Genomic DNA, 24,025 nt, shown 5'->3' on the forward strand with positions numbered 1-24,025 from the left:
GACTTTTATTAACTAACCCAGAAGGTGTTTTAATGTTATTCTTTTTTTATAACATAATATAATTAGTAACAAAATCAGAGTTATGATTATATTAGGTTCACTCATTCTAGTTGTTTCATCACCAATGTCCAGTGATTTTTTTCCAGATAATACTTGTTCTTGTTTCTTTTTAAGAATTGCTTTTTGTGCTTCATTTTCAACTACCAAAAATGAAGTAACAGGTGTCATGATATGATTAGAAAAACTGTTTTTGACTAGTTCAATCCATTCTTTATCTGATGTTTCAGGATGTAGGATCTGAGAAATCCAAAGCCCTTGCATCATTAATCCTTTATCCCATTGGGATTGTGAGGGAGTATTTTTAATATTTTTATAGATTCCATCTTTTAAGATAATACTAGGTTCTCCATTATCAGGTAGGTAAGCAATAGAGTGAGTATCATATTTATATTCGAGAACCTTTTGATCAAATCTAACTTCTGTTTTTTCATCAAGTGGGAAACTTGGGTTTTTTATAAGTGAGTATGGCTGTAAACCCCCTTTTTTAGACAAATTATAAAATTGATTATTTTCTGGAAAAGTCATACTGAAATCAGAAAAATCGTTATCAAGAATTGCGTTTTGAATTGTATCTGTAACCACTACCAGAATTGGGTATGAGTGGGTATTGTTTTGATAAGAATTAAATAAAGTTGTTTTTATTGCTCTATCTAGATAGAATCCACCTTGAAATTCTTGATTTTGGTAATCTTCTTTCCATTTTTTATTTGATGAAGCTTGCGAAATATAACTGTTAACAAAAGTGATTTGAGCATTTGCGCCAAGAGTTTTTTCTTTATGGACCAACTTTTCAATTCTTTTGGTGAACTCATCAATAGATTGATGTTTTTCTTTAGAAATATCTACCAGAAAATGAAAATAAGGTGTGCGTTGGACTTTTTTGAGTTTTTGTTTTTGTTGAGCAGAAATATATATAACCTGTTTTTCTTTAGAAGGGTTTTCAATGTTTTTGTGATTTGTGTCGCCTAATGTTAATACATTTTGATCGATCGTTAATTGAATTGGAGTTTTATGTAAAAATTCAATTCCTGTTTTTCTGATTTCGTTTCTGAAAAATGGAAAAATTCTGAAAGCAACTTTGTTTCCGGTAAGATAATATAGAATTCCAGGATCTTTATTTTCATTTTGTATTTGAGAAAAAACCCACATTGCAGCCTTTTTTTCTGCTAGAATTCCCATTTCTTTTTTATCACCTACATATAAATAATAATCACTGATCCAGCAACCTTCAGGTAATTTAAAAGTAGTTGCATATTCAGCAAAATTTGTATTACTATTATTGGTGATTTCTATATCAACCCAACTTTTCCACACATTTTTAATGGGGTCATAAGTACTTTTGCTTTGTATTTTAGAAACATTGACTTCTTCATTTCTTAAGTTTTCTGGAGTGACTTGCTCAGCATTGATTCCGTTAAAAATATGTGCTATTTTGTCAATTTTTGAACTAGATAAAGTTAAGTTTCCTAAGACAATTTTATTGAAATAAGATGATAGATATGGAATCTGATTACCAAAGATCATATCTCCATTTCTTTTTTCTCGATTCTTTTTAACAACTTCTAGTGTTTTTACCAATGATTTTTTATTGACTTTATATGTTTTAGAATAATCTGGGCTATATATATAATCTAAGGTTTCATGTAAAATATTTCTATCCGTTATAAAAGAAACTGTAATACACAAAGGGATAATTAAAAAACTAAGAACTGAAATAATTCGCAATGTGTTTTTTGAGAAATAATCTGTTAAAAGAGCAAAGTTTTTAGTAAGTTCATTAATATGAATTATGAAAAGAACAAGAGGGGTAAGCATTAAAAAACCAGATCCCATTGCTATAATAGCTATAACTGACAAAGGAAGAAAAGGTAAAAAGACAATGAAAAAATAGAAAGTGTACATAAAGGTGATACATCTTCCTATATATAAAAGAATTTGATAAGTCTTTTGAGCTTTATTAGGTAAACAAATAAGAATACCATTAAGCACGGCAAGAATGTAAAACCAAATAGTATTGAAATCTCCAAATATCCCTAAAGTATTTGCTGTGTCAGAATCATTAAATAGAACTTCATTATTGATTAATAACCCAAGTAATGGAAATACGAGCGCTATAGGTATTTTCCATACGAGTTCATATTTTTGAAAGACAGTAGCTTTTTTTGTGGCTAGGATAAAAACTCCTCTGACTAAGAAAAAAAGAAATATGATAGTACCACTAATTATGAAAATAATTAACGCATGGGTTTCAAAATTACTATTTAGGGGTTTCCATAATGGAAGGATAACAAGAAAGAATACGTACCAAAAAACAGGGGTTATAATAGCAATTAAAAAGTTTTTCCATGCTGTATGATTTTTATCTTTTGGAGTAAAATGAATGACCAAAATAAATATGGAGTATGCTAATGTTGGCATCAGAAATGTTCCTACATATAAAATGATATTATTAGAAACCATCCATGAGGGAATAGAGAAAGGAATAATTTGGTCATAATATGAGTTGTAGAGGTATATGTAAGGAATATAGCTTAGCAATGCAATGACACCGTAAAGGAAAGAAACATTTTGTTTTTTTAGTGTTAGGTATATAGCATATGCTAGATTTAGAATACCTAGTATCATTAGTGAGCTGCCAAAAACTTTCCAACACTTGATACTTTCTTGATCAAGTAAACTTTTGATAATGGTATATTCTTCTGAAAAAAGGAAGAATAATAACACGATTGGTAATGTGTTAATTATAAAAATCCATCTGGGGTTAAGCAAGTTTCTCATGATGTAGATGTTTAAGCGTTAGTTTTTTAGTGAAATAGTATATGAGAATCAAAAATGATAGATTAGTAATTACTCCAACAGTTTCATGAATAATATGTTGTTGACCTTTTACTAAGTTATTTGTTTGTTGCTGTATAATGATTGAAACAAAAATTCGGGATGTATTTACAAAAATGGTTACAACATAGGCATATACCATAGAAATAGGAATTGATATTATTTTTAAGAAATGCGTATTCAGATGTTTTAATAATAAAAAGCTTATCATTACAAATGATAGTATCCAAAAATTGAAACCAGAACAAGATTTATCAATCACAATATTTAAAGAAGAATGATAGTGCCCAATAGTTTTTATAAATACTGAATTCGAGTTCATTAGGATTTCTACAAATTTGTTTGTTGGTTTTAGTAAAAAACCTAGAGTTGTAATATCAGAAAACTTGTAGCCTAGTTTCAATAAAAGAAAGATTACTATTGAAATGATAAAGTATAAATTGTTTTTGTTTGCAACAGAATACATATAGAGATGGATAATAAAATTAGTATGATAATGGATGACACTATCTCGTTAAGTTATATATTTAATGAGATAGTGTCTAATGGGATTAATCATTCCTCCAATCAATTTTACGAGATATCATCATTATTGCTCCCAAAATTAAGAATAATCCTATACTTCCTACTAATAACGCATAACTCTCTAATTGAATAATCACAAAAATGAATGCATATAATGCTGTTAAAGAAGCGGCAATGAATCCCATAAATTTGTAGCTTCTAAGTATTGCTTTCGAATACATAGAAATTAGCAAGACTACTGCGCTACCAGCTATGGCATATGCTTGTAAAAAACTTGAATGTTCTGATATAGAAATCAATAATGTATAAAACATAGTTAATGCTAATCCAACCATTAAATATTGAAAAGGATGAATATGAATTTTGCTAATTGCCTGAATTAAAAAGAATACCAAAAAGGTAAGAGCAATTACAAGATACCCATACTTGGCGGCACGTTCACTTTTTTGATATTCATCAACTGGGATTAGTAATTTAACACCAAAAGCAGAGGCGTTAATATGTGGTAATTCTCCAAAAAATTCCTGTTCAAATTCTCTGTTAATTTGTAGTACTTTCCAATTAGCTTTAAAACCTTGATCAGATATCTGTTTGGTCTTAGTGTCGGGTAGATAATTGCCATTGAAACTCGGTGAAGCCCAATTTGATGTCATAGATACATTGGTCTCTCGACCTACGGGAATAAATCGTAACTGTTCACTCCCATTAATCAGGAGATCCAGGCTAAAATCGATCGTACGCTCCTTAGGTAAAGAATTTTCTTTTAGAAATTTAGTTTCCAAAGTATTTGTATATGAGTTTTGTGCATATCGAGAGCGTAAAGGATATTGATCTGTTCCCAATTTTAACTCAAGATTACTTCGTATACCTTTTAAGTTTGTTGAGTTCACTTGTACAGTAGCTTTATTCCATAAAATATCTGCTGCTGCAATATCCTGCGTTTCAAAGTTTGGAGTAGTGAAAGAACCTGTTATTTTCATGTCAGATGTATATACTACAGACTCGTAAATACTTCTTCCTAAGGTTTCGGACTCGATATTGGCTTTTATGTCTAATGTATTAGGAAAGAAAAAGGCATGTTTTATGGTAATAATATCTTCTTCGTTATATGATTTTGTTTTGTCATCCCAGGTTTTTTTTAAGGTATGTATCTGATAAGGGATTTTAAGAATCGGACCATATAATAATACTTCATTTCCCCATTTTTGATTAATCTCTTTGACAACTTCTTCTTGCCTATGGGAACGCTCTTGTATTAAGTTTTTAATATAGGACAAGGGAATTAATAGTACTAAAATTAGTATTCCGACCATTAACATTCGAACAGTAATTGAAGTCTTTAACCATTGTCCAAAGGACTTTTTTTGTTTTTGGGTTTCCATAGATATAATATTTATTGTGATTGTGTTTTTTTAATTGTTTTTTTCTTGATAATATTGAATCATTCGATAGGTGATCATCAAAAAACCGCCAAAACCTATCGTAAATGCCCAGGTGTTAATATGTTGAGTAGGGAATAAGATTCTTTTTAAAATATCGGCTAAAATCCCTGATGGATTTTGAAGTATATCCCAACTGTTCCATCTCAATACTCTTCCCAGATATATCCCAAAACCACATAATAGTAGAATACTGTATGAGATGAGATTTGTAATCTTTTTAGAAAATTTTTCCAGAAGTAGTGTCTGCATCATCCATAAAGAAGCAAAGCCGATAACCAAACCATTGATGGCAAAGGATAGAATAAGCAAAACATCAAACCAAACAGATTCCAGAGTACTTGATCTAATATGTTGTAAATCGGTTAAGATGTATGGAGAATTAGGCAAAAATATCAACCATATCACAAAACCTAACCAGAAAATAAATTGATTTGTTTTACGTACACTTAATAGCATTGTAATGCCATAAGGTATACATGCTAAAAAGAGATTCCATACCAGGAATAAATAAAAATAAGATTCTGTTTTTAAAGCTCTGATTACTAATAATAGCAAACTAAATGTTACTGAAAACGTAAATAGTTTTATGAAAGGCGTTTGTTTTTCTATAATATTCATGATAATTAGTATTTATGCGATTTGGATATATATAAGTGTAATTGGGATGTTGAGTAAAAAGAATAGAATGGTGATTAGATTCTCTTTGGTATCTTTTGAAAAGAAAATCGCATTAATGATCAGAAATGCCAGATAAATTATATTAACCAAAAAAGCAATTCTGATATAATTAAGTCCTATATGTCGAAGGGTACTTCTTTCTATATAGGTTATATGAAATATATAAAGTAGTAATAGGGAGGTTCCGATAAGAAAACTAACTAAGGCTAGGATGATAGCAATTTTATTAATAGGCTGTGCTATTTTCATAATGATGAGATTAAAAATATTTTAGAAAAGGGTTGTTGATGATAATGATGGTATATCCAATAGTAATTGGGATGTTAAGGATAACTAATATGATTGTAGTTAGATTCTCTTGGTAATACTGATAGTTGATAATGGCATTAGTGATGAGTCCTATAAAGACGATTATGTTAAGGACAGATGCTATAATGACATAAAAAAGACCTATGTCGAATACTATATTAGATTGAGAAATTAGAAAAAACAGTAATAATAAAGTTCCTAAAAGAAAGCTAATGGTTGCAACAATAAGTGCATTCTTATTAATTGGTTGTATGATTTTCATAATGATGTGATTAAAAATGTGGTTTTCAAAGTTTGTACAGGCTGATGCAAAAGTTTTTTGTAATCCAGTTGATAAAAAGGATAGGCTGTTTTGCCTTTTCGATATGCTTTTTTAAAAAGTTTAATTTTATCTGGATAAAACAAGGTGCCTATTATGATGACTGAAACCAGGTATATTGTTAGTTTACCGTTTCCTAAAAGGTAATATTGCATAGCTACCTCTTCGGGCACAGATATGCCAATACTGGTTAATACATGAAAAACATCATGATTTTCTAATTTGGGTTGTGGACTAAAATCATGCTGTAGTAAGAAGCATCCTAAATGAAACCCAAGACTTCCCTTAGGATATGTAATAAGTGTTTTCGCCGAAATATCCCAAGATGGTTGTTTTTTAAACCATTTCTGATACGGTTTTTTACTTAATTCATAAATCATTTCTAAAATATATGCTCTCATTGTTTTTTTTTGTTTAAAAGTACTTTGTATTTCAAAGTAAAATAATAAAAAAATATAGCTACTGTTTTAGTAATGTTTCAATAGCTTCTACGTGTTTTTTAAAGGCTTCTCGGCCTTTTTTGGTAACACTGTATCTTGTATTTGGCTTTCTACCTATAAATGATTTTTCTACCATAATATATTCGTCTTTTTCCAAAGCTTTGGTGTGGCTTGCCAGGTTGCCATCGGTAGCTCCTAGAAGCTCTTTTAACATTTTAAAATCGGCATATTCATTTACAATCAAAATCGACATAATTCCTAATCGAATTCGATGATCAAAAGCTTTGTTTATATTATCAATTATATTTTTCATTCTGTATTCCCATGAGGGAAGAAACTTTTCAAATTTTATATTCAGACTTATTTGATAGTACTTAGGGATAAATTAAAACTAACCTATCATATCAGATCCAATGTTTTGCTTATGCAGACTTCGAATTTGAATTCTCATTAAAGTATATTAAACTTCCGTATATAATGTGCATTACACCAAATCCAAACACCCAGAACCAAAAACCATATCCGGGATAGATTGCACAGGCTAAACCTAATGCAATTTCTATATATCCTAAATATTTTACATTACCGATTGTATACTTTGAAGCATTAACCAGAGCAAGCCCATAAAAAATAAGCATTAAAGAACCGGTTAGACCGTAATGATGGCTGGATATCTTTATGATAATATAAATACCTCCGGTAATCAAAGGGATTAAAAAGGCAGTAAGCAATCGTTTTGAGGCGCTATTCCATAAGGTTTCGTTATTTTTTTTTGCTTTTCTAACGCTTAAAATAATAGCAGTTACAATGCTCAGTAATGCTATAATGACTAAATCTATCAGGACATAATAAAAGAGCTTACTGTTTAGAATTAGATACCCTCTACCGATAATGCTGTCTAAATAAAAAGCAACAGCAGCACCAATTAGTGCATAGATGCCAGCCATTATTCCCGATAAACCACTAAGTGAGAAAAAACGAGATGATTTGTTCATCATATCTTTGATCTCTGTGATGTCTTTTAAGTATTCTTCTGTGCTCATATTAAAAAGTACTTTGAAATACAAAGTAAAATTAAAATATTGAATTGTGCAAATTTAATTTTCAGGAGCATTTTTTATAGTAGGAGGAGAGGCCTCTTTTTAAGGTGTTTAGTTTTGATAACTATATTAGGTAATACCATTTTATGATAAAACGGTATTTTTGAGGTATGAATCCAGCAGAAGAATATATTTTAAGACAATCAGAACCATTTAAATCTATATTGCTTCATCTACAGGTGGTGGTCGAAACGACACTACCAGAAGTTGAATTATTGTTTAAATGGAGAGTTCCTTTTTATTACGTAGGCAAAAGTCCAATCTGTTATCTTAATGTGACCAAAGATTATGTAGATGTAGGGTTTTGGAGCGCACAATATTTTACCAAACACCAGGAGAAACTAGAATCTGATAAAAGAAAATATGTAAAATCTCTACGATATCAAAACATAGATGATATCAATGATCAGGTACTTATAGAAGTCCTCAAAGAAGCTTATGTTTTTAGAAATGAAAAATTTATAACTGATTAACCGTTTGTCTAATGGCAACCAAATTACTCAATAGTTTTTCTAGGTGATCAATATGTAACATATTGGCACCATCACTCTTGGCATTAGCAGGATCAAAGTGTGTCTCCATAAATAAACCATCTACTCCTGTAACTATTCCTGCACGTGCAATAGTTTCTATCATATCAGGTCTTCCTCCAGTCACACCACTAGATTGGTTAGGTTGCTGTAACGAATGTGTTACATCAAGTACAGTAGTACCATATTGTTTCATCGTAGGGATTCCTCTGAAATCAACAATCATATCCTGATAACCAAACATAGTTCCACGATCTGTGATCATTGCATTATTATTGCCACTATCTTTCACCTTTTTTACAGCATGTTGCATAGCTTCAGGACTCATAAATTGTCCTTTCTTTAAATTAACTGTTTTTCCTGTTTTTGCAGCAGCCACTACAAGATCCGTTTGGCGTACCAAAAAAGCCGGGATTTGTAAAATGTCTACATACTCGGCTGCAAGTGCTGCATCCTCATTTTCATGAATATCAGTAACCGTTGGAATTTCAAAAGTTTCTCCAACTTTACGTAAAATTTTTAATGCTTTCTCATTACCTATCCCTGTAAAGCTATCAATACGGCTACGGTTAGCCTTTTTAAATGATCCTTTAAAAACATAAGGAATTTTAAGTTTAGAAGTAATAGTAACTACTTTTTCTGCAATACGCAATGCCATCTCTTCTCCTTCAATTGCACAAGGGCCGGCCAGGAGAAAAAAGTTGTTTGAATCTAGGTTCTTGAGGTTTGGAATATTTTCTAATTGCATGATAGCTTATTTTATGGCGCAAAGATATAAGTTTTGTTAATGTATAAGTGATTTAACCATCAACATTTGGTATAAAATTTGATTAATAAGTTTTTTCTTCATCAACTAAACTTTTATACATGAAAAAAATACTTATTTCAATTTTTCTTTTAAATACAATCGTTATTTCTGCTCAAAACAATAGTATATCTGTAAAAGATCATATGTTTAAAATAAATATACTAACCTCTCCTGGTATAGAGTATGAGGTAGGATTAGGTAAGAATACTACTATAGATTTTAGATTAGGAACAGGTTTTGCCTACGTATCCAAAAATGGAAATGGTGAATATGGTATTTTTCCTTCAGTAGAAGTGGCTTATCGATATTACTATAATTTTGAAAGGAGAATTCAAAAAGGAAAGAACACGTTAAAAAACTCTGCAAATTACATTGCCTTATCTACTCTTTTTACGCATGGAGATCCTGTTATTGGAGATATAGAGGTTAATATTGATTATTATGCCATAATAGCTCCTGTTTGGGGTTTTCAGCGTACGTATAATTCTAATTTTAATTGGGGATTAGAGTTAGGGCTTGGATATGGATTTAATAATGAAGAAAGTTTTTTAAGGCCTGTAATTGGTTTTAGATTGGGATGGGTATTGGGAAGATAGAATAGTTAGTAATGTTCTGATAATTAAAAAATAAGGAGCTTTCTTGTTCTGTTTAAGAGGGCAGATAATAAGGTTTTTTTAATAATTAAATTTTCGTATACAACCTGTCAAAATATCTCGTACATTTGCACCCTTAAAAATGAGGCGCTTATGACAGCTATAAAAAATATTGCGATAATTGCTCACGTAGATCACGGTAAGACTACGTTGGTAGATAAGATTATGTACCATTGTCAATTATTTCGTGAAAATGAAAATACAGGTGATTTAATTTTGGACAATAATGACCTGGAGCGCGAAAGAGGAATTACCATTACCTCAAAAAACGTTTCGGTTATCTATAAAGAAACCAAAATTAATATCATAGATACTCCTGGTCACGCCGATTTTGGAGGAGAGGTAGAGCGTGTATTGAATATGGCAGATGGAGTATTACTACTGGTAGATGCTTTTGAAGGACCTATGCCGCAAACTCGTTTTGTACTACAAAAAGCAATTGACCTTGGGTTAAAGCCTTGTGTTGTAGTTAATAAGGTGGATAAAGAAAACTGTACGCCAGACGAAGTTCATGAAAAAGTATTTGACCTGATGTTCGAACTTGGTGCCGAAGAATGGCAGCTCGATTTTCCTACAGTATATGGTTCTGCTAAGAATAACTGGATGAGTGATGACTGGAAGAATGAAACAGATAATATAGAACCTCTGCTTGATATGGTAATTGAGCATATTCCTTCTCCGAAAATTGAAGAAGGTACTCCTCAAATGTTAATCACATCGTTAGATTTCTCATCATTTACAGGGCGTATTGCTATTGGACGTTTACAAAGAGGTACTTTGACCGAAGGTATGCAGGTTTCTTTGGTAAAACGAGATGGAACGATAAAAAAATCTAAAATAAAAGAACTTCACACTTTTGAAGGCCTTGGAAGAATGAAGGTAGAAAAAGTAGAAGCTGGTGATATTTGTGCATTGGTAGGGCTTGAAGGTTTTGAAATTGGAGATACTGTAGCAGATATAGAGAATCCTGAAGGGTTAAAAACTATCGCTATCGATGAACCTACCATGAGTATGTTGTTTACAATTAATGATTCTCCTTTCTTTGGAAAAGACGGAAAATTTGTAACCTCCAGACATATTAAAGAAAGATTAGCAAAAGAACTAGAGAAAAATTTAGCACTTAGAGTTAATGATACGGATAGTGCAGATAAGTTTTTGGTATTCGGACGAGGTGTACTGCATTTATCAGTATTGATTGAAACTATGCGTCGTGAAGGATATGAATTGCAGATTGGACAACCACAAGTAATCATTAAAGAAATAGATGGTACTAAATGTGAGCCAATCGAAGAATTAACTATTGATTTACCTGAGAATGTATCAGGAAAAGCTGTAGAAATGGTAACTATGCGTAAAGGAGAAATGCTTAGTATGGAAGCCAAAGGAGATCGTATGGTATGTGAATTTATGATACCATCCAGAGGAATTATTGGTCTACGTAATCAATTATTGACAGCAACTGCAGGTGAAGCAATTATGGCACACCGTTTTAAAGAATATCAACCACTTAAAGGAGATATTCCTGGGCGTATTAATGGCTCATTAGTTTCTATGGAAAAAGGTTCTGCAATACCATATTCTATTGATAAGTTGCAAGATAGAGGTAAATTCTTTGTAGATCCGGGAGAAGATATTTATGAAGGACAGGTGATTGGAGAAAATTCTAGAGGTGATGATATGACAGTTAATATCACCAAAACAAAGAAATTATCAAATGTACGTTCTTCGGGAGCAGATGATAAGGCTAAGATTGTGCCTGCAATTAAGTTTTCATTAGAAGAAGCTTTAGAATATATCCAGAAAGATGAATACGTAGAAGTTACACCTAATCATTTAAGATTGCGTAAAATCTACTTAACTGAAGTTGAACGTAAACGAAATAAAATCGTTTAAACTCTTTTGAGGTATACACATAAAAATAAAAAACCCCGAGAATTTCTCGGGGTTTTTTTATTACAGTAAAATCAAACTATAACTAGTGCCAAAAATAAAATCCCGAGCTAGCTCGGGATTTATCGTCGATATTTTGGGGTATTTGGGGCTAATTCTATATTTTGGGGCGAATTACCGTGTACAATATTTTACTTGTGTGGTACAAATGTAAGAATAATTCCCGTAACTAAGCTTGTAAAAAACAACAAAATATCGGTAAAATACAATTAATAACGACAAAATACGCATAAAACATTGTTTTGATACGGTTTTTGTTGTTCTTTTGAAAGATTGATACTTAAAATGTTATTTTTTTAAAGAACTTCAATATTTTTGAGAAATAATTTGAAATAAAAAATAATGGATCGAGATTTAGAGTGGAAAGAATTTATGAATGTGGATATGCGAGTGGGTACCATAATACATGTAGAAATCTTTAAAGAAGCGCGAAATCCAGCATATAAAATGATTGTTGATTTTGGTGAATTGGGAGAACGAAAAACCTCTGCACAAATCACGAAACTCTATCAACAACCCGAAGAACTTATAGGAAAACAAGTCATCGCTGTAGTCAATTTTCCGCCAAAACAAATCGCTAATATAATGAGTGAATGTTTAGTTTTAGGTGCAGTAGGAGAAGATAAAGAAGTAACTTTGTTAAGTCCTGATTTATCGGTTACAAATGGATTGCGAGTAGGGTAGTTACTTCAATTAAGGTAAATGTATACCTTTATTTATGTAGAAAATAGATAATAAAATCGCAAAAAAAAAGAGATGCTACATGTATTAAAAGAGTACATTTCTTTACCCTTTCCTCTGTACAACTTCAAATACTTTATTTCCATCACATTTTAATGTTTTAGAAGGGTATTTAAGTAATAAAGCATAATCGTGAGTTGCCATAAGTATGGTGTTACCATTCTTGTTGATATCCCTTAAAACTTCCATAACCTCTACAGATGTCTGTGGATCCAGGTTTCCGGTAGGCTCATCAGCTAATATTAACTCAGGATCATTAAGTAATGCTCTTGCAATAGCAATACGTTGTTGTTCTCCACCAGATAATTGATATGGATATTTAAAATCCTTAGTTTTCATACCTACTTTATCCAATACATCATCAATTTTACTGTCCATCCCTTTTTCATCGGTCCAACCTGTGGCTTTAAGGACAAATAAAAGATTGCCTTTTACCGTTCTGTCGTTAAGCAATTTAAAATCCTGAAATACAATACCTAATTTTCTACGTAAAAAAGGGATTTGATTTTCTTGTAGTGTAGGTAGATCAAAGTCAACAATACTACCTTCACCTTCTAGTAAAGGAAGGTCCCCATACAACGTTTTCATAAAGCTACTTTTACCTGTACCAGTCTTACCAATAAGATATACAAAATCACCTTTATTTACTTCAACATTGACATCAGAAAGAATTAAACTTTCGCGTTGATAAATTGAAGCATTTTTGAGGCATAATACCGTATTGGACATAGTTTATGATTCTGAATTAATATACTTGGTAAAAGTAAAAAGTTTTCTGTTAAAAAAATCAGGTATAGAAAATAGTTTTTAATAAAATTCATTTAAAATTTTCATTCTAATTGAAAAAGTTTAAACGAATTCATTTACTCTATACCAATAACAGAGTTTCAGAATAAATATTTTGATTTTTAGAAAGTCAACCCTCAAATTGAAAGAAAATTACCCATTTTTATGAATCCATTTGAGGTAGATTATATCAAAAGTGAAGTTTTAATATTCATAAAGTATTCCCAATTCTAAATTCACTATGTAATTATATCCAAGATATTTCGTTATTAAAATGAAGATTAAGGTATCTTTAACACAAAATTTATTCGCGGGAAACGATATTTACTTTTTAGATTGTAATACTTACTTAAATGAACAAATACATCACCTCGATGCTTTTTGTGATTGTAGTGTCTGCATATATGTCTGCACAGCAATCCGCAATTTACACCAATGAATTAGTACTGTATAATCAGGCTCTCGAATTGTATAACAATAAACAATTTCTAGCAGCTCAAAACCTATTTGATAAGGTCAAAGATGCCTCTGGAGATGAGAATATTGATGCTGATTGTACGTATTATATTGCTAATTGTGCAGTATGGCTAAATCAAAAAGGAGCAGATCAACTTTTAGAAGATTTTGTAGTGCAATACCCTACAAGTATTAAGCGTAATGCAGCATACCTTGATGCAGCGACATACTATTTTGATAATGGTAAATATGCATACGCACGTAAATGGTATGATAAAGTTGATGAAAGTAATTTAGGTCGGGCAGAAAAAGAGAAATATAGTTTTAATAATGGGTATGCCTATTTTAAAATTCAACGATTTAATGAAGCAAAGAAATTTTTGAATCGTGTAGAAGATTCTCCAGAGTATGGAGCTAAAGCAAAATATTATCTGGGTTTTATTGCTTATGAAGGAGATAATTATAAAGAAGCCGATAAATTGTTTGACGAAGTAAAAGACCTGGATCAGTACAATAAGAATTTATCATATTTCCAGAGTGATATGAACTTCAAGTCAGGAAATTTTGAAGAAGCTATTAATGAAGGATTAGTACAATTGCCTAAATCGAAGCGTTCAGAAAGATCTGAGTTAAATAAAATAATAGGAGAAAGCTATTTTAATCTTGGTAAATATGATAAAGCAATTCCATACCTTAAGGAATATAAAGGACGAAAAGGTAAATGGAATAATACAGATTATTACCTATTGGGATATGCTTATTATAAACAAGGAGCATATCAGAATGCAATTTCAGAATTTAATAAAATTGTAGATGGGCGTAATGCTACAGCTCAAAACGCATATTATCACCTGGCAGAATCGTATCTTAAAACAGATCAGAAGCAACAAGCGTTAAATGCTTTTAAGAATGCTTCAGAAATGGATTTTGAAGCTAAAATCAAGGAAGATGCTACGTATAATTATGCAAAATTAAGCTATGAAATAGGAAACTCCTTCGAGAGTGCCCCAAAAGTTTTACTATCCTATTTAGATCAATACCCTAAAACAGAATTTGAAGAAGAAATCAAAGAACTGCTGATCAGCTCATATATTACATCAAAGAATTATAAAGAAGCAATGGATCTGCTTGAAGGAAGTAGAAATTTTGCAGATAAAGAGGTGTATCAAAAAGTAGCTTTTTATCGTGGGATAGAATTGTATTCTGAAAATAAGTATCCAGAAGCAATAGTCTATTTTGATAAATCTTTAAAAGAACAAGTCGATCCGACATTTACTGCCAAAGCTATATACTGGAAAGCTGAGAGTGATTACTTACTAAACAATTTTGATGATGCTTTGATTGGATTTAAACAATTTAAAGGCAGCACAGGAGCTTCATCGACCAGTGAGTATGAACATATAGATTATAATATGGGATATACTTATTTTAAGTTGAAACAATACCCTCAGGCGGCTCAATATTTTGAAACTTTTTCTAAGAGTAACAAAGCCGATGAAACAAGACAAACAGATACCTATCTAAGATTAGGAGATAGCCATTTTATTTCTAGTAAATATTGGCCGGCAATGGAAGCTTATAATCTGGCAATCAAAAAAAATGGACCAGATTCTGATTATGCACATTATCAAAAAGCAATTAGTTATGGTTTTGTAAATAAGCATAATAAAAAGATCCAGGATCTAGAGATGTTCTTAAAAATGTACCCCAGATCCACGTATCGTGATGATGCTATGTTTGCCCTTGGAGATGTGTATGTTTCTGAAAATAAAACACAGCGAGGTATTGATGCTTATGATCGCTTAATTAGAGATGTGCCCAGAAGTTCGTATGTGCCAAAAGCATTACTAAAACAAGGGTTAATTTATTATAATGGAAACCAGGGAGATAGAGCTTTGTCTAAATTTAAAAAGGTAGTTGCAGAATATCCAGGTACTGATGAAGCAATCCAGGCTGTAAATACGGCAAGATTAATCTACGTAGACTTAGGAAGAACAAATGAGTATGCTAGCTGGGTAAAGGGATTAAGCTTTGTAGATGTTAGTGATGCCGATTTGGATAATACGGCTTTTGAAGCTGCAGAAAAACAATTTGTAGAAAATAATGAAAATGGAGCAATTAGTGGTTTTGAGAAATACCTCAGTGAATTCCCTAATGGTTTGCATGCTCTTAAAAGTCATTTTCACCTGGCGCAGCTGTATTTCAAGAAAGGAAATAAAGATGCAACAATCCCACATTACGAATTTGTCCTGCAACAAGATAGAACCGAGTTTACAGAGCAAGCATTGGCAAGACTCTCACAAGTGTATCTGGAGAATCGTAAATATGAAAAAGCAATCCCGGTGTTAGAACGTTTAGAGAGTGATGCTGATTATCCGCAAAATATCATTTTTGCACAATCTAATTTGATGAAGTCTTATTATCAATTGTTGAATTATCAAAAAACTATCGAATATGCTGATAAGGTTTTGGCGAATCCAAAAATTCAAAATGATGTAAAAAGTGATGCTAAGATTTTTACTGCCCGCGCAGCATTTAAGACTGTAGATATGCAACGTGCAAAGAGAGCATATGCCGAGGTACAAAAAATTGCTACGGGAGAATTGGCTGCCGAAGCATTATATTATAATGCGTATTTTAAAAATCTTGACGGTAATTACAAGGTTTCTAATGAAACCATTCAAAAATTATCTAAAGATTTTCCCGGATATCGATTATATGGTTCTAAAGGACTAGTGCTCATGGCCAAAAACTTTTACGGACTTAAAGATGCATACCAAGCCACATATATTTTGGAAAGTGTAATTAAAAATTTCACCGATTTCCCCGAGGTAATCGATGAAGCACAAACCGAACTTAGAAAAATCAAAGCCGAAGAAGCAAAAACAAATTCATCCATCCAAACCGAACAGTAAGAATCAGTTAGTAAAAACGAGTTGTATTGTATGTTTACATATTTTAAAAAATTGAATAGACCTCACAGGTCTTCAAGACCTGTGAGGTCTAGAGTATTACTTTTTGTTCCTATTTTTATAATTGGACTAAAAAGCTTTGCTCAAGAAAAAGAAAATGAAACTCTGGAAACAGAACGTGTTGTTATTGTAAAAGCATACACACCAACAATTAGTGATGCATTTAAAGTAAAATCTACTCCCGTTCTTAATGATTCTGTGACACAGCAGAAAAAACAAATACGATATAGTATTTTTTCGGTACCAGTAGCATCTACATATACACCTGCAAAAGGAAGAGCAGCCAATATCGATAGACCAAAACCCATAGATATCTATGATAACTATGCTACATTAGGGTTTGGAAATTTTACATCGGTTCTTGCAGAGTTTTATAGCAATTTTCAGATTAACCGATCGGATAATATGGGATTGTATTTGCATCATAATTCATCACAGGGAGGCATAGAAGAGGTGCAATTAGACGATAAATTTTATAATACTTTTCTTGATCTTAATTATACATCCCGTACAAGAGATTATACGTATGGGATTGAAGTAGGAGCAGAGCACCAATTATACAATTGGTATGGATTACCAGATGTTCCATCACTAACACAGGAACAGATTAATGCAATTGATCCACAACAAAGTTATTTTGGAGCAAAGCTCGGAGGAAAACTACAATTTGATGATCTGTATTTTAAGAAAGCAGTAGTAAACTATAGATATTTTGGCGATGCTTTAAGTTCTGTAGAACATCATGTGATAGCGAAACCTACTTTTGAGTTCGAAATTGGAGATAACCTAATCACAACCAATTTTATCGCAGATTATTTAAAAGGAAGTTTTGAACGTGATCTTGCGTTCCAAACACCTAATGAGTACGGCGTTTTAAATGTTGGGGTCAATCCAAGTCTTGTGATATTAAGAGATAACCTTACCGTAAATCTTGGAGCAGCAGTATATTATAGTATTGATACAGAAAATAGTGATAACGATTTCTTTATTTACCCCAAAGTAACTGCTTCTTATAGATTATTAGAAGAGGCTGTTATCGCCTATGGAGGGTTAGAAGGAGATTTACAGCAAAATTCGTACAGAGATGCAGTACAAAAAAATCCTTTTGTATCTCCTACTTTAGTTATAGAACCTACAAATATGTTGTATGATGCTTATGTAGGATTGAAAGGAAAAATATCTGATGTGGTAAGTTATAACTTCAGAGGAAGTTATATTTCAGAAGATGAGAAACCTTTGTTTGTTAATAACGTTAGACCAACATTACAACGAGAAGGGTTTGATTACGGAAACTCATTCTCGTACCGTTATGATGATGTTAATACACTAATAGGGTATGGAGAGCTAAATTTTGAAATTAGCAAAAAGTTTAAATTAGGAGCTTCTGCAGAATATTTTAATTATAGTTCAGAAGATGAACAAGAAGCATGGAATCTTCCAGAGCTAAAAGCTTCAGTACTTATGGATTACCAGATCAATAAACAATGGTATGTAGGAGCACAATTGTTTTATGTTGGCGAACGAAAAGATATTAATAATCAAATCACTTCTTTACCTACTGTTCCTGAGTCTATCGTAACTCTAGATTCTTATTTTGATGCTAATGTAAATTTGGGATATCGGTTAAGTGACAAACTATCTTTCTTCATTAAAGGAAACAATCTGGCAGGAGATAATTACGAACGTTGGGTGAATTTTCCAGTTCAAGGAATACAGGTTTTAGGAGGAGTTACATATAAGTTTAACTACTAATTTTAACCTCGAATTTAGATAGATTTAAAATTTTTGGTACCTTATAGTAATAAAAATGCCAGGCATCTATACATATTTTGAATATAGAATGATCAGGTTTCTTTACCGATAATACCTTGTTAATTGATTAATTAACATATTGCTATCGGTATAGTTTTTGTTACTATTTAGATAAAATAAAGCTTATGAAAGGTACTTTACTTCTTATTTTTTGCCTGTTTTCAATAGGTGTGTTTTCCCAGGATAACTTTAAACTCTATTATGAAGAAACAGAAAATGGGTTTAAGATTCTGGCAGATAATGATGAATATACTCCGGTATCTGCAAAAATAGATTTCAGATTAGAAAATCTTACATCAACTAATGGGAGTAATAAAGTTTTTGTAATACCAGCAAAAACCAAGAGACATACGATTACAGATTTAGAAGTAATTGATAGAAAGAAACGTATAAAACTGGGATATGAATCTACCTATAATCATGGAAATCATAACCAAAAAAAATACGATACTAGTTTTAAGTATTATTTACCATTTCAAAAAGGAACAGAATATTGGTTGTCTCAAGGATATAATGGCGCTACTTCTCACCAAAATGAAAATGCATTAGACTTTAAAATGCCTGTGGGAACTAAAATTTATGCGGCACGAGATGGAGTTGTTGTAGATATTGAAGAAAGCTTCAGTAAAAGTTGTACTTCAGCAGAATGTGCCAAGTATAATAATTTTATTCTCATTTATCATAGTGATGGTACTTTTGCCGAGTATACCCATATTAAAAAGAATGGAGCACAAGTAAACATTGGAGATGAGATAAAAATAGGTCAATTTATAGGATATAGTGGTGATGTAGGTTGGGCTACAGGGCCGCATTTACACTTCATCGTATTTTTTCAAAGATTAAAAGAAAGAATAACCCTAAAAACAAAATTTCTGATCGGAAAAGGAAAACAAGCTGTTGCACTTAAAGAAAAAGAGAAATATATTAGAGAATACTAATTTATTTTTTGACAGATTTTAAATACACTATGATATACCAATAAATAGGGATTGAAACACCCCTGTTTTCAGTACGTTAATTTTCATCGTTTACGGTGTTTTGGATACACCTAAACCGCTATATCTTGCACAGTATTAGGAACAGTTTTATTACAACTTTTAATACTAGATATACAGATGAAAAAGATTAATATAAATACGTACATAACTACATTTGTTTTACTTTTTGTTTTAGCAACAATATGTAGTTTAATTGGATATGCTAATAATGAAGGAACACTTGTTTTTACTCCTACAACAGAATTCTTACTAAAATTACATTCTATAGTTAACCTTCCTACAAATACTATAGGATACCCTGAATTGGTTAAGGGTGTTTACGGTGTTATAGGAGGATTAGCCCTTAATGTAATGTTATACTCTCTGGTATTTGAGCGTTTTGTTTTTTGTCTAAAAGCCTTGAAAAGAAGTGTTTCAAAAACTAAAAAAATAACTATAAAAGAAAAACAAGCTATTTTACTTATTGAAAAGTAAGCGTACCAAAATCGCATCAAAACCCAATACATCATTGACCTCACAGGTTTCACAAGCTTGTGGTTTTTTTAAAGTTTATCTCCTCATTGAATCTGAATTCCTACGGATAGATACTTATGGTGTTTTACTTTGTTTTTGAGGGCTAAAACACCATTAACTATTATGTCATCTAATCGATTAAGAATGTATGTTACCAAGTTTTTGTTAAATTATAATTGGCATAAACACTTGTTTGTTTCTTTAAAATTTATCCCCAATTTAATTTGAATTCCGGCAGATAGATACTTACTGTGTTTTACCGTATTATTAGCGGCTAAAATACCATTAACTGCTATGTCATCTAATCCATTAAGGTTATATGTTACCAAGTTTTTTGTTGAATTATGATCTTGTAAATCTGTTAAACCATAATCGGCATAAATACCTGTATACAACTTCGTTCCTTTCTTTAAAGAAAAACTAAGTCCACCTTCTAAACTTAATAAAACAGATGGTTTTAACGACAGGCTTCCTTTATCTTCCCAGTTGTTTAAAATTCCAAAACCATGATTTGGTAAATCATCAATTTCTAAATTTAAATCTGGATAATAACCACTTGTAGCTATTGTTGCTGCACTAGCCGACACTTGTTGATTGGTTGGTAGTAAAAGTTTTCCTCCAACCCCAAAATAAAACTCTGTTTTATTAGAAATTAGCGATCGATATTGAACAATCAATGGTATCGCAACAGAAACAAAAGATTGGTCTTCTTTGTAACCTGTTGTTTTTACCTGATAGTAAAAAGCAGATCTGTAATCATCAATTTTTGGTGTTGAAATAACCTCATCTGTATTTAGCTTATATTGGTTTTGATTATAAGCAATTTCTGCTCCTGTTAAAATACCCCAATGAGCATTCAAAAAATAAGTGTAACCAACTCCTAAACCTCCTCCAAAACCTATTGTTCCTTTACCATTTAAATCATCATATAAAATGCCAGAAAGACCACTACTTGTTTTTAATACAAACTCTTGTGTATGACCTATGAGTGTACAAAATAGACATAAACCTATTATTACTTTTAATTTCATTTAATGCACTAATATATTCAATGTCTTACGGTTTCCATTAGATAAACCTAATGATAAAATATAAACACCTGCTGTTGATGGAGCTCTAAGTTTCATCGATGTATTATCTACTGTTTGAGTGGTGATTAGATTTCCTTTTAAATCAAATAACCTTAGTGTAGCTCCATTTAATATTGAATTTTCAAAATCTAAATCAGCAGTAAATAAACTTCCTGATTTTACGGGGTTAGGAATGATTGTCATTTTTCTTGAAAAATTAGATGCCGATACATCTAAATTACATGTTTGTACAATCTCTCCGTTTATAGTTGTAGCTTTTACGTAATAACGCCCTTCTAAAATCGCATTACTATAATATTGTTTAGTTGCCCCTGCAATAGCACTCCCGTCTTTATACCATTGCCATGATACAAACCTATTGTCATAGTTGTCGAAAACTAATACATCATCCCAATGTTGATGAATTAATCCTGGTTTACTTACAACAATTGTTTCACTAATTGCACTTCCAGATAAATTTTGACTACAAAATGGCTCATTTGAATGCCTAATTTTAATTAACGTATAAGTAGTATTTACAGTCAATAATGATGTTGAAATAAATGCTTTACCTGATTCGTTTAAGGTTATTGTTTCATCACTTCCTCCGTTTACTGTGTAAGTAACAATTGCATTTGGTGTTCCTTCAAAAGAAATAGAACCAGAATTGTTATGACAAACAACATCATCTGCTTCGATAGAAGCGATTGGCAACTTTTTTATAATAACATCAACTGGTTTTATATCAGAACAATTTCCATTAACACTTTTAATATAATATGTACCACTTAAAGTAATTGATGTTGGATTAGATATTGAACTTGTTGCTGCTAAATCATTCCAATAGGTCAGTATTCCATTTCCTGTACTGCCATTTGTAATATATGGCGCAGTTATATCAACCGTATTGGACTCACAAATAGGATCAGGATTCGTAATAACTAAATTTATTGGTTCGATTATAACGGATTGATTTTGAGTTGCTGTGTTTGTACCATCTGTATACGTCCAAACTACCGTTGTTGATGTTGTTATAGGAAAAGTTGTTAAGGTGGTTCCTGTTACTGTTCCACAATTATCAGTAGCTGTAGGTGCCGTTATACTTGTTACCTCACATTGTTCTGTTATTGTTGGTAACGTTGTAACATCTGTTACAGGTGCTATTACATCTGAAGTATCGATAAAAGCTGTTTGTGTAAATGTACGATCACAGCCATCTATATCGGTAACTCGTAACCTTACATTAAAAATTCCAGCAGTAGTGTAGGTGTGGTTAACATTCCCAATAGTATTACTGATTGTTCCATCCCCAAAATCCCACTCAAAAGAAGTGAGTGGAGCTCCGAATGTCGTTTCATTAACAAAATTGATAGTTAAAGGAAGGCAACCCGTAGTAGGATCTGTTGTAGAAAAGTTAGGGCTGGGTCCAATAACTTGTATAGCATTAGGACGAGATATCACATGAGTATTACCAAAATCGTCGGTAATTTCTAAAACTACTGAAAAGCTTCCTCTATTTTTATAAATATGTGTTGGATTTTGTTCTGTAGATGTTTCTCCATCTCCAAAGTCCCAATCCCAAGCCACAATAGGAGCTCCATTAGCTATAGAAGTATCTGTAAAATTGACCGTTAAGGGACCACAACCGAAAGATGAATCCCTGGAGAAATCAGCTGCAGGAATAGATATGCGTACCATTTTAGTAATATTATCAGAAGTCCCAAAAAGAGTATCATCAACTTTAAGATTTACTTCAAATTCTCCCGTAGTAGTATATGAATGAACAGGGTTTTGAACAGTAGAAGTTGTTCCTCCATCTCCAAAAGTCCACAACCAGATATCTGGATTTATAGATTCATCTGTAAAAAACACAGTATGAGGCACACTAGACCCTAGAGTTGGGGCTGCTGAAAAATCTGCTGTAATAGATTGGCTATAGGATAGTGTTTGAAATAAATAAAAAAGAAAAATAAGTAGACGTATTCTCATAGAATAGTGTTTTAAATTAACTACCTCTTAAATAACAGGCTGTTTTGAATTTAAAATTCAACCTACAAATTAACTTTTTAGAGGTCAGTAGTTAGTTACTTATTAATTCTTTGTGATATATTTTATCTCCTTGTACCATTTTTGTTATTAAGTTATTGAAGATCGTAGCTTTACTTTGAGATCTGTTTATCCTAAAACAAAACTCATTAAAATATCTATTGAGATTCTCATCACTTACCCAAGAATAGGTTGTCCTAATCCAAGATTTAACTTGGTGTATCATCGTATGAAGTGCTTTAAAATTCAATCCCCTATTACTGGGTAGTTGAGTTATATTGTATGCCTTTGAAATAGGTCTATATCCTCTCCATTGGTCAGTTGTGACATTAGCCTCTCGGCTAATATGATTAACAAATATGTATTGTAGTGATTGCGCTGAAAAATCATTTATTTTCATAGCGTACATCCTCTTAACTTTACCGTCTTCTGTAAGCTGAACCGCTGTTACAGCCTTCTTTTTCTTACCGTCATAGCTTCTGCCTGTTTTGCCTTGATCTCTACCACCCAAAACAAATTCGTCAACGTGAACATCACCATCCATTGGATTATTCCCACCTGAACCCATAGCCTCCCTAACTTTCAACATAAAAAGTCTGGCTGTCTTTTCTGTTACGCCATAGCGCACACCCATATAGCTTGCAGATAAACTTTTAGTGGTCGTGGACATCTCAAAGCAAATAAAAAATGCTTTTCTTACTCCAAACTTTACCTTATGGAAAAGTGTATTAGCAGTAGCCGATTCGATGTGACCACATATGTTACATTGCCTCGAAAAATCCTTACGAACTTGGCAAGCTGTATGATTACATCTCAAACACTTATAATCCATTTCTGACTTCATTGAAGCTAGGTATTCCTTGCAATCTTCATCGGTTTTGAACCGATCAGAGAACTCTAGAAGATTTTGACCCTTAAAAACATTCATAAAACTATATATTTATTGATCTCCAAGTTAAGTATTTATATACTGACCTCTATA

Annotated in this window: 22 protein-coding genes; 8 read left to right on the forward strand and 14 right to left on the reverse strand. The window is 31.9% G+C overall.

Annotated elements, in window-relative coordinates; genetic code table 11:
• Positions 1–12: 12 nt before the first annotated feature.
• The 9 genes from ATE84_RS09160 to ATE84_RS09200 form a co-directional block, all read right to left on the reverse strand.
• Positions 13–2,838: an MSEP-CTERM sorting domain-containing protein gene (locus tag ATE84_RS09160; protein WP_101447677.1), complete on the reverse strand. Its 2,826-nt coding sequence runs from the start codon at positions 2,836–2,838 to the stop codon at positions 13–15.
• Positions 2,822–3,361 carry an exosortase K gene (xrtK, locus tag ATE84_RS09165; protein ID WP_101447678.1) on the reverse strand — a complete coding sequence of 180 codons (540 nt, stop codon included), beginning with the start codon at positions 3,359–3,361 and terminating at the stop codon, positions 2,822–2,824. The genes ATE84_RS09160 and xrtK overlap by 17 nt, the downstream gene beginning before the upstream one ends.
• Positions 3,362–3,446: 85 nt before the next feature.
• Positions 3,447–4,802, reverse strand: coding sequence for a cell envelope integrity protein CreD (gene creD / locus ATE84_RS09170; protein ID WP_101447679.1), 1,356 nt, complete (start codon positions 4,800–4,802; stop codon positions 3,447–3,449).
• A gap of 30 nt (positions 4,803–4,832) precedes the next feature.
• Positions 4,833–5,480 carry a DUF1361 domain-containing protein gene (locus ATE84_RS09175; RefSeq protein ID WP_101447680.1) on the reverse strand — a complete coding sequence of 216 codons (648 nt, stop codon included), beginning with the start codon at positions 5,478–5,480 and terminating at the stop codon, positions 4,833–4,835.
• 12 nt (positions 5,481–5,492) lie between these two features.
• The gene (locus ATE84_RS09180; RefSeq protein ID WP_101447681.1) at positions 5,493–5,789 is read right to left on the reverse strand and encodes a hypothetical protein; all 297 of its coding nucleotides are present in this window, start codon (positions 5,787–5,789) and stop codon (positions 5,493–5,495) included.
• A 10-nt stretch (positions 5,790–5,799) separates the two neighbouring features.
• Positions 5,800–6,111 (reverse strand): hypothetical protein, encoded by a 312-nt coding sequence (locus ATE84_RS09185; RefSeq protein WP_101447682.1) that lies wholly within the window; start codon positions 6,109–6,111, stop codon positions 5,800–5,802.
• Entirely contained in the window at positions 6,108–6,569 is a 462-nt protein-coding gene (locus tag ATE84_RS09190; protein WP_101447683.1) for a Coq4 family protein, read from the reverse strand. The genes ATE84_RS09185 and ATE84_RS09190 overlap by 4 nt, the downstream gene beginning before the upstream one ends.
• A gap of 58 nt (positions 6,570–6,627) precedes the next feature.
• Positions 6,628–6,921, reverse strand: a complete 294-nt coding sequence (locus ATE84_RS09195; RefSeq protein ID WP_101447684.1) for a transcriptional regulator — start codon at positions 6,919–6,921, stop codon at positions 6,628–6,630.
• Positions 6,922–7,030: 109 nt separating this feature from the next.
• Positions 7,031–7,651 (reverse strand): hypothetical protein, encoded by a 621-nt coding sequence (locus tag ATE84_RS09200; protein ID WP_101450948.1) that lies wholly within the window; start codon positions 7,649–7,651, stop codon positions 7,031–7,033.
• 167 nt (positions 7,652–7,818) lie between these two features.
• Here ATE84_RS09200 and ATE84_RS09205 point away from each other — a divergent pair, with 167 nt between their 5' ends.
• Positions 7,819–8,181 (forward strand): DUF1801 domain-containing protein, encoded by a 363-nt coding sequence (locus ATE84_RS09205; protein WP_101447685.1) that lies wholly within the window; start codon positions 7,819–7,821, stop codon positions 8,179–8,181.
• Here the strand turns inward: ATE84_RS09205 and kdsA are convergent.
• The gene (gene kdsA / locus ATE84_RS09210) at positions 8,168–8,986 is read right to left on the reverse strand and encodes a 3-deoxy-8-phosphooctulonate synthase (RefSeq protein WP_101447686.1); all 819 of its coding nucleotides are present in this window, start codon (positions 8,984–8,986) and stop codon (positions 8,168–8,170) included. The genes ATE84_RS09205 and kdsA overlap by 14 nt on opposite strands.
• A 119-nt stretch (positions 8,987–9,105) precedes the next feature.
• Here kdsA and ATE84_RS09215 point away from each other — a divergent pair, with 119 nt between their 5' ends.
• The 3 genes from ATE84_RS09215 to ATE84_RS09225 all read left to right on the forward strand — a co-directional run bounded on the left by ATE84_RS09215 (position 9,106) and on the right by ATE84_RS09225 (position 12,333).
• Positions 9,106–9,642, forward strand: a complete 537-nt coding sequence (locus ATE84_RS09215) for a hypothetical protein (protein ID WP_101447687.1) — start codon at positions 9,106–9,108, stop codon at positions 9,640–9,642.
• Positions 9,643–9,792: 150 nt separating this feature from the next.
• Positions 9,793–11,592: a translational GTPase TypA gene (gene typA, locus ATE84_RS09220; protein ID WP_101447688.1), complete on the forward strand. Its 1,800-nt coding sequence runs from the start codon at positions 9,793–9,795 to the stop codon at positions 11,590–11,592.
• A 399-nt stretch (positions 11,593–11,991) separates the two neighbouring features.
• Positions 11,992–12,333, forward strand: coding sequence for a tRNA-binding protein (locus ATE84_RS09225; RefSeq protein ID WP_101447689.1), 342 nt, complete (start codon positions 11,992–11,994; stop codon positions 12,331–12,333).
• Between the two features lie 102 nt (positions 12,334–12,435).
• Here ATE84_RS09225 and ATE84_RS09230 read toward each other — a convergent pair whose 3' ends face one another.
• Complete coding sequence (locus ATE84_RS09230) at positions 12,436–13,119, reverse strand: cell division ATP-binding protein FtsE (protein WP_101447690.1); 684 nt, start codon at positions 13,117–13,119, stop codon at positions 12,436–12,438.
• A gap of 410 nt (positions 13,120–13,529) precedes the next feature.
• Between ATE84_RS09230 and ATE84_RS09235 the strand changes: the two genes are divergently transcribed.
• The 4 genes from ATE84_RS09235 (at position 13,530) to ATE84_RS09250 (ending at position 19,888) form a co-directional block, all read left to right on the forward strand.
• Entirely contained in the window at positions 13,530–16,547 is a 3,018-nt protein-coding gene (locus ATE84_RS09235) for a tetratricopeptide repeat protein (protein ID WP_101447691.1), read from the forward strand.
• A gap of 51 nt (positions 16,548–16,598) precedes the next feature.
• Entirely contained in the window at positions 16,599–18,356 is a 1,758-nt protein-coding gene (locus ATE84_RS09240; RefSeq protein WP_233195777.1) for a TonB-dependent receptor, read from the forward strand.
• A gap of 185 nt (positions 18,357–18,541) precedes the next feature.
• The gene (locus ATE84_RS09245) at positions 18,542–19,354 is read left to right on the forward strand and encodes a M23 family metallopeptidase (protein ID WP_101447692.1); all 813 of its coding nucleotides are present in this window, start codon (positions 18,542–18,544) and stop codon (positions 19,352–19,354) included.
• A 177-nt stretch (positions 19,355–19,531) separates the two neighbouring features.
• Positions 19,532–19,888 (forward strand): hypothetical protein, encoded by a 357-nt coding sequence (locus tag ATE84_RS09250; RefSeq protein ID WP_101447693.1) that lies wholly within the window; start codon positions 19,532–19,534, stop codon positions 19,886–19,888.
• A gap of 209 nt (positions 19,889–20,097) precedes the next feature.
• Here ATE84_RS09250 and ATE84_RS09255 read toward each other — a convergent pair whose 3' ends face one another.
• From ATE84_RS09255 to ATE84_RS09265, 3 genes are all read right to left on the reverse strand, one after another.
• The gene (locus tag ATE84_RS09255; protein WP_101447694.1) at positions 20,098–20,958 is read right to left on the reverse strand and encodes an outer membrane beta-barrel protein; all 861 of its coding nucleotides are present in this window, start codon (positions 20,956–20,958) and stop codon (positions 20,098–20,100) included.
• Positions 20,959–22,986, reverse strand: a complete 2,028-nt coding sequence (locus tag ATE84_RS09260; RefSeq protein WP_101447695.1) for a PKD domain-containing protein — start codon at positions 22,984–22,986, stop codon at positions 20,959–20,961.
• A 91-nt stretch (positions 22,987–23,077) separates the two neighbouring features.
• Positions 23,078–23,971: an IS1595 family transposase gene (locus ATE84_RS09265; protein WP_101447696.1), complete on the reverse strand. Its 894-nt coding sequence runs from the start codon at positions 23,969–23,971 to the stop codon at positions 23,078–23,080.
• Positions 23,972–24,025 lie beyond the last annotated feature (54 nt).

Source organism: Aquimarina sp. MAR_2010_214 (assembly GCF_002846555.1).
Taxonomy (GTDB): domain Bacteria; phylum Bacteroidota; class Bacteroidia; order Flavobacteriales; family Flavobacteriaceae; genus Aquimarina.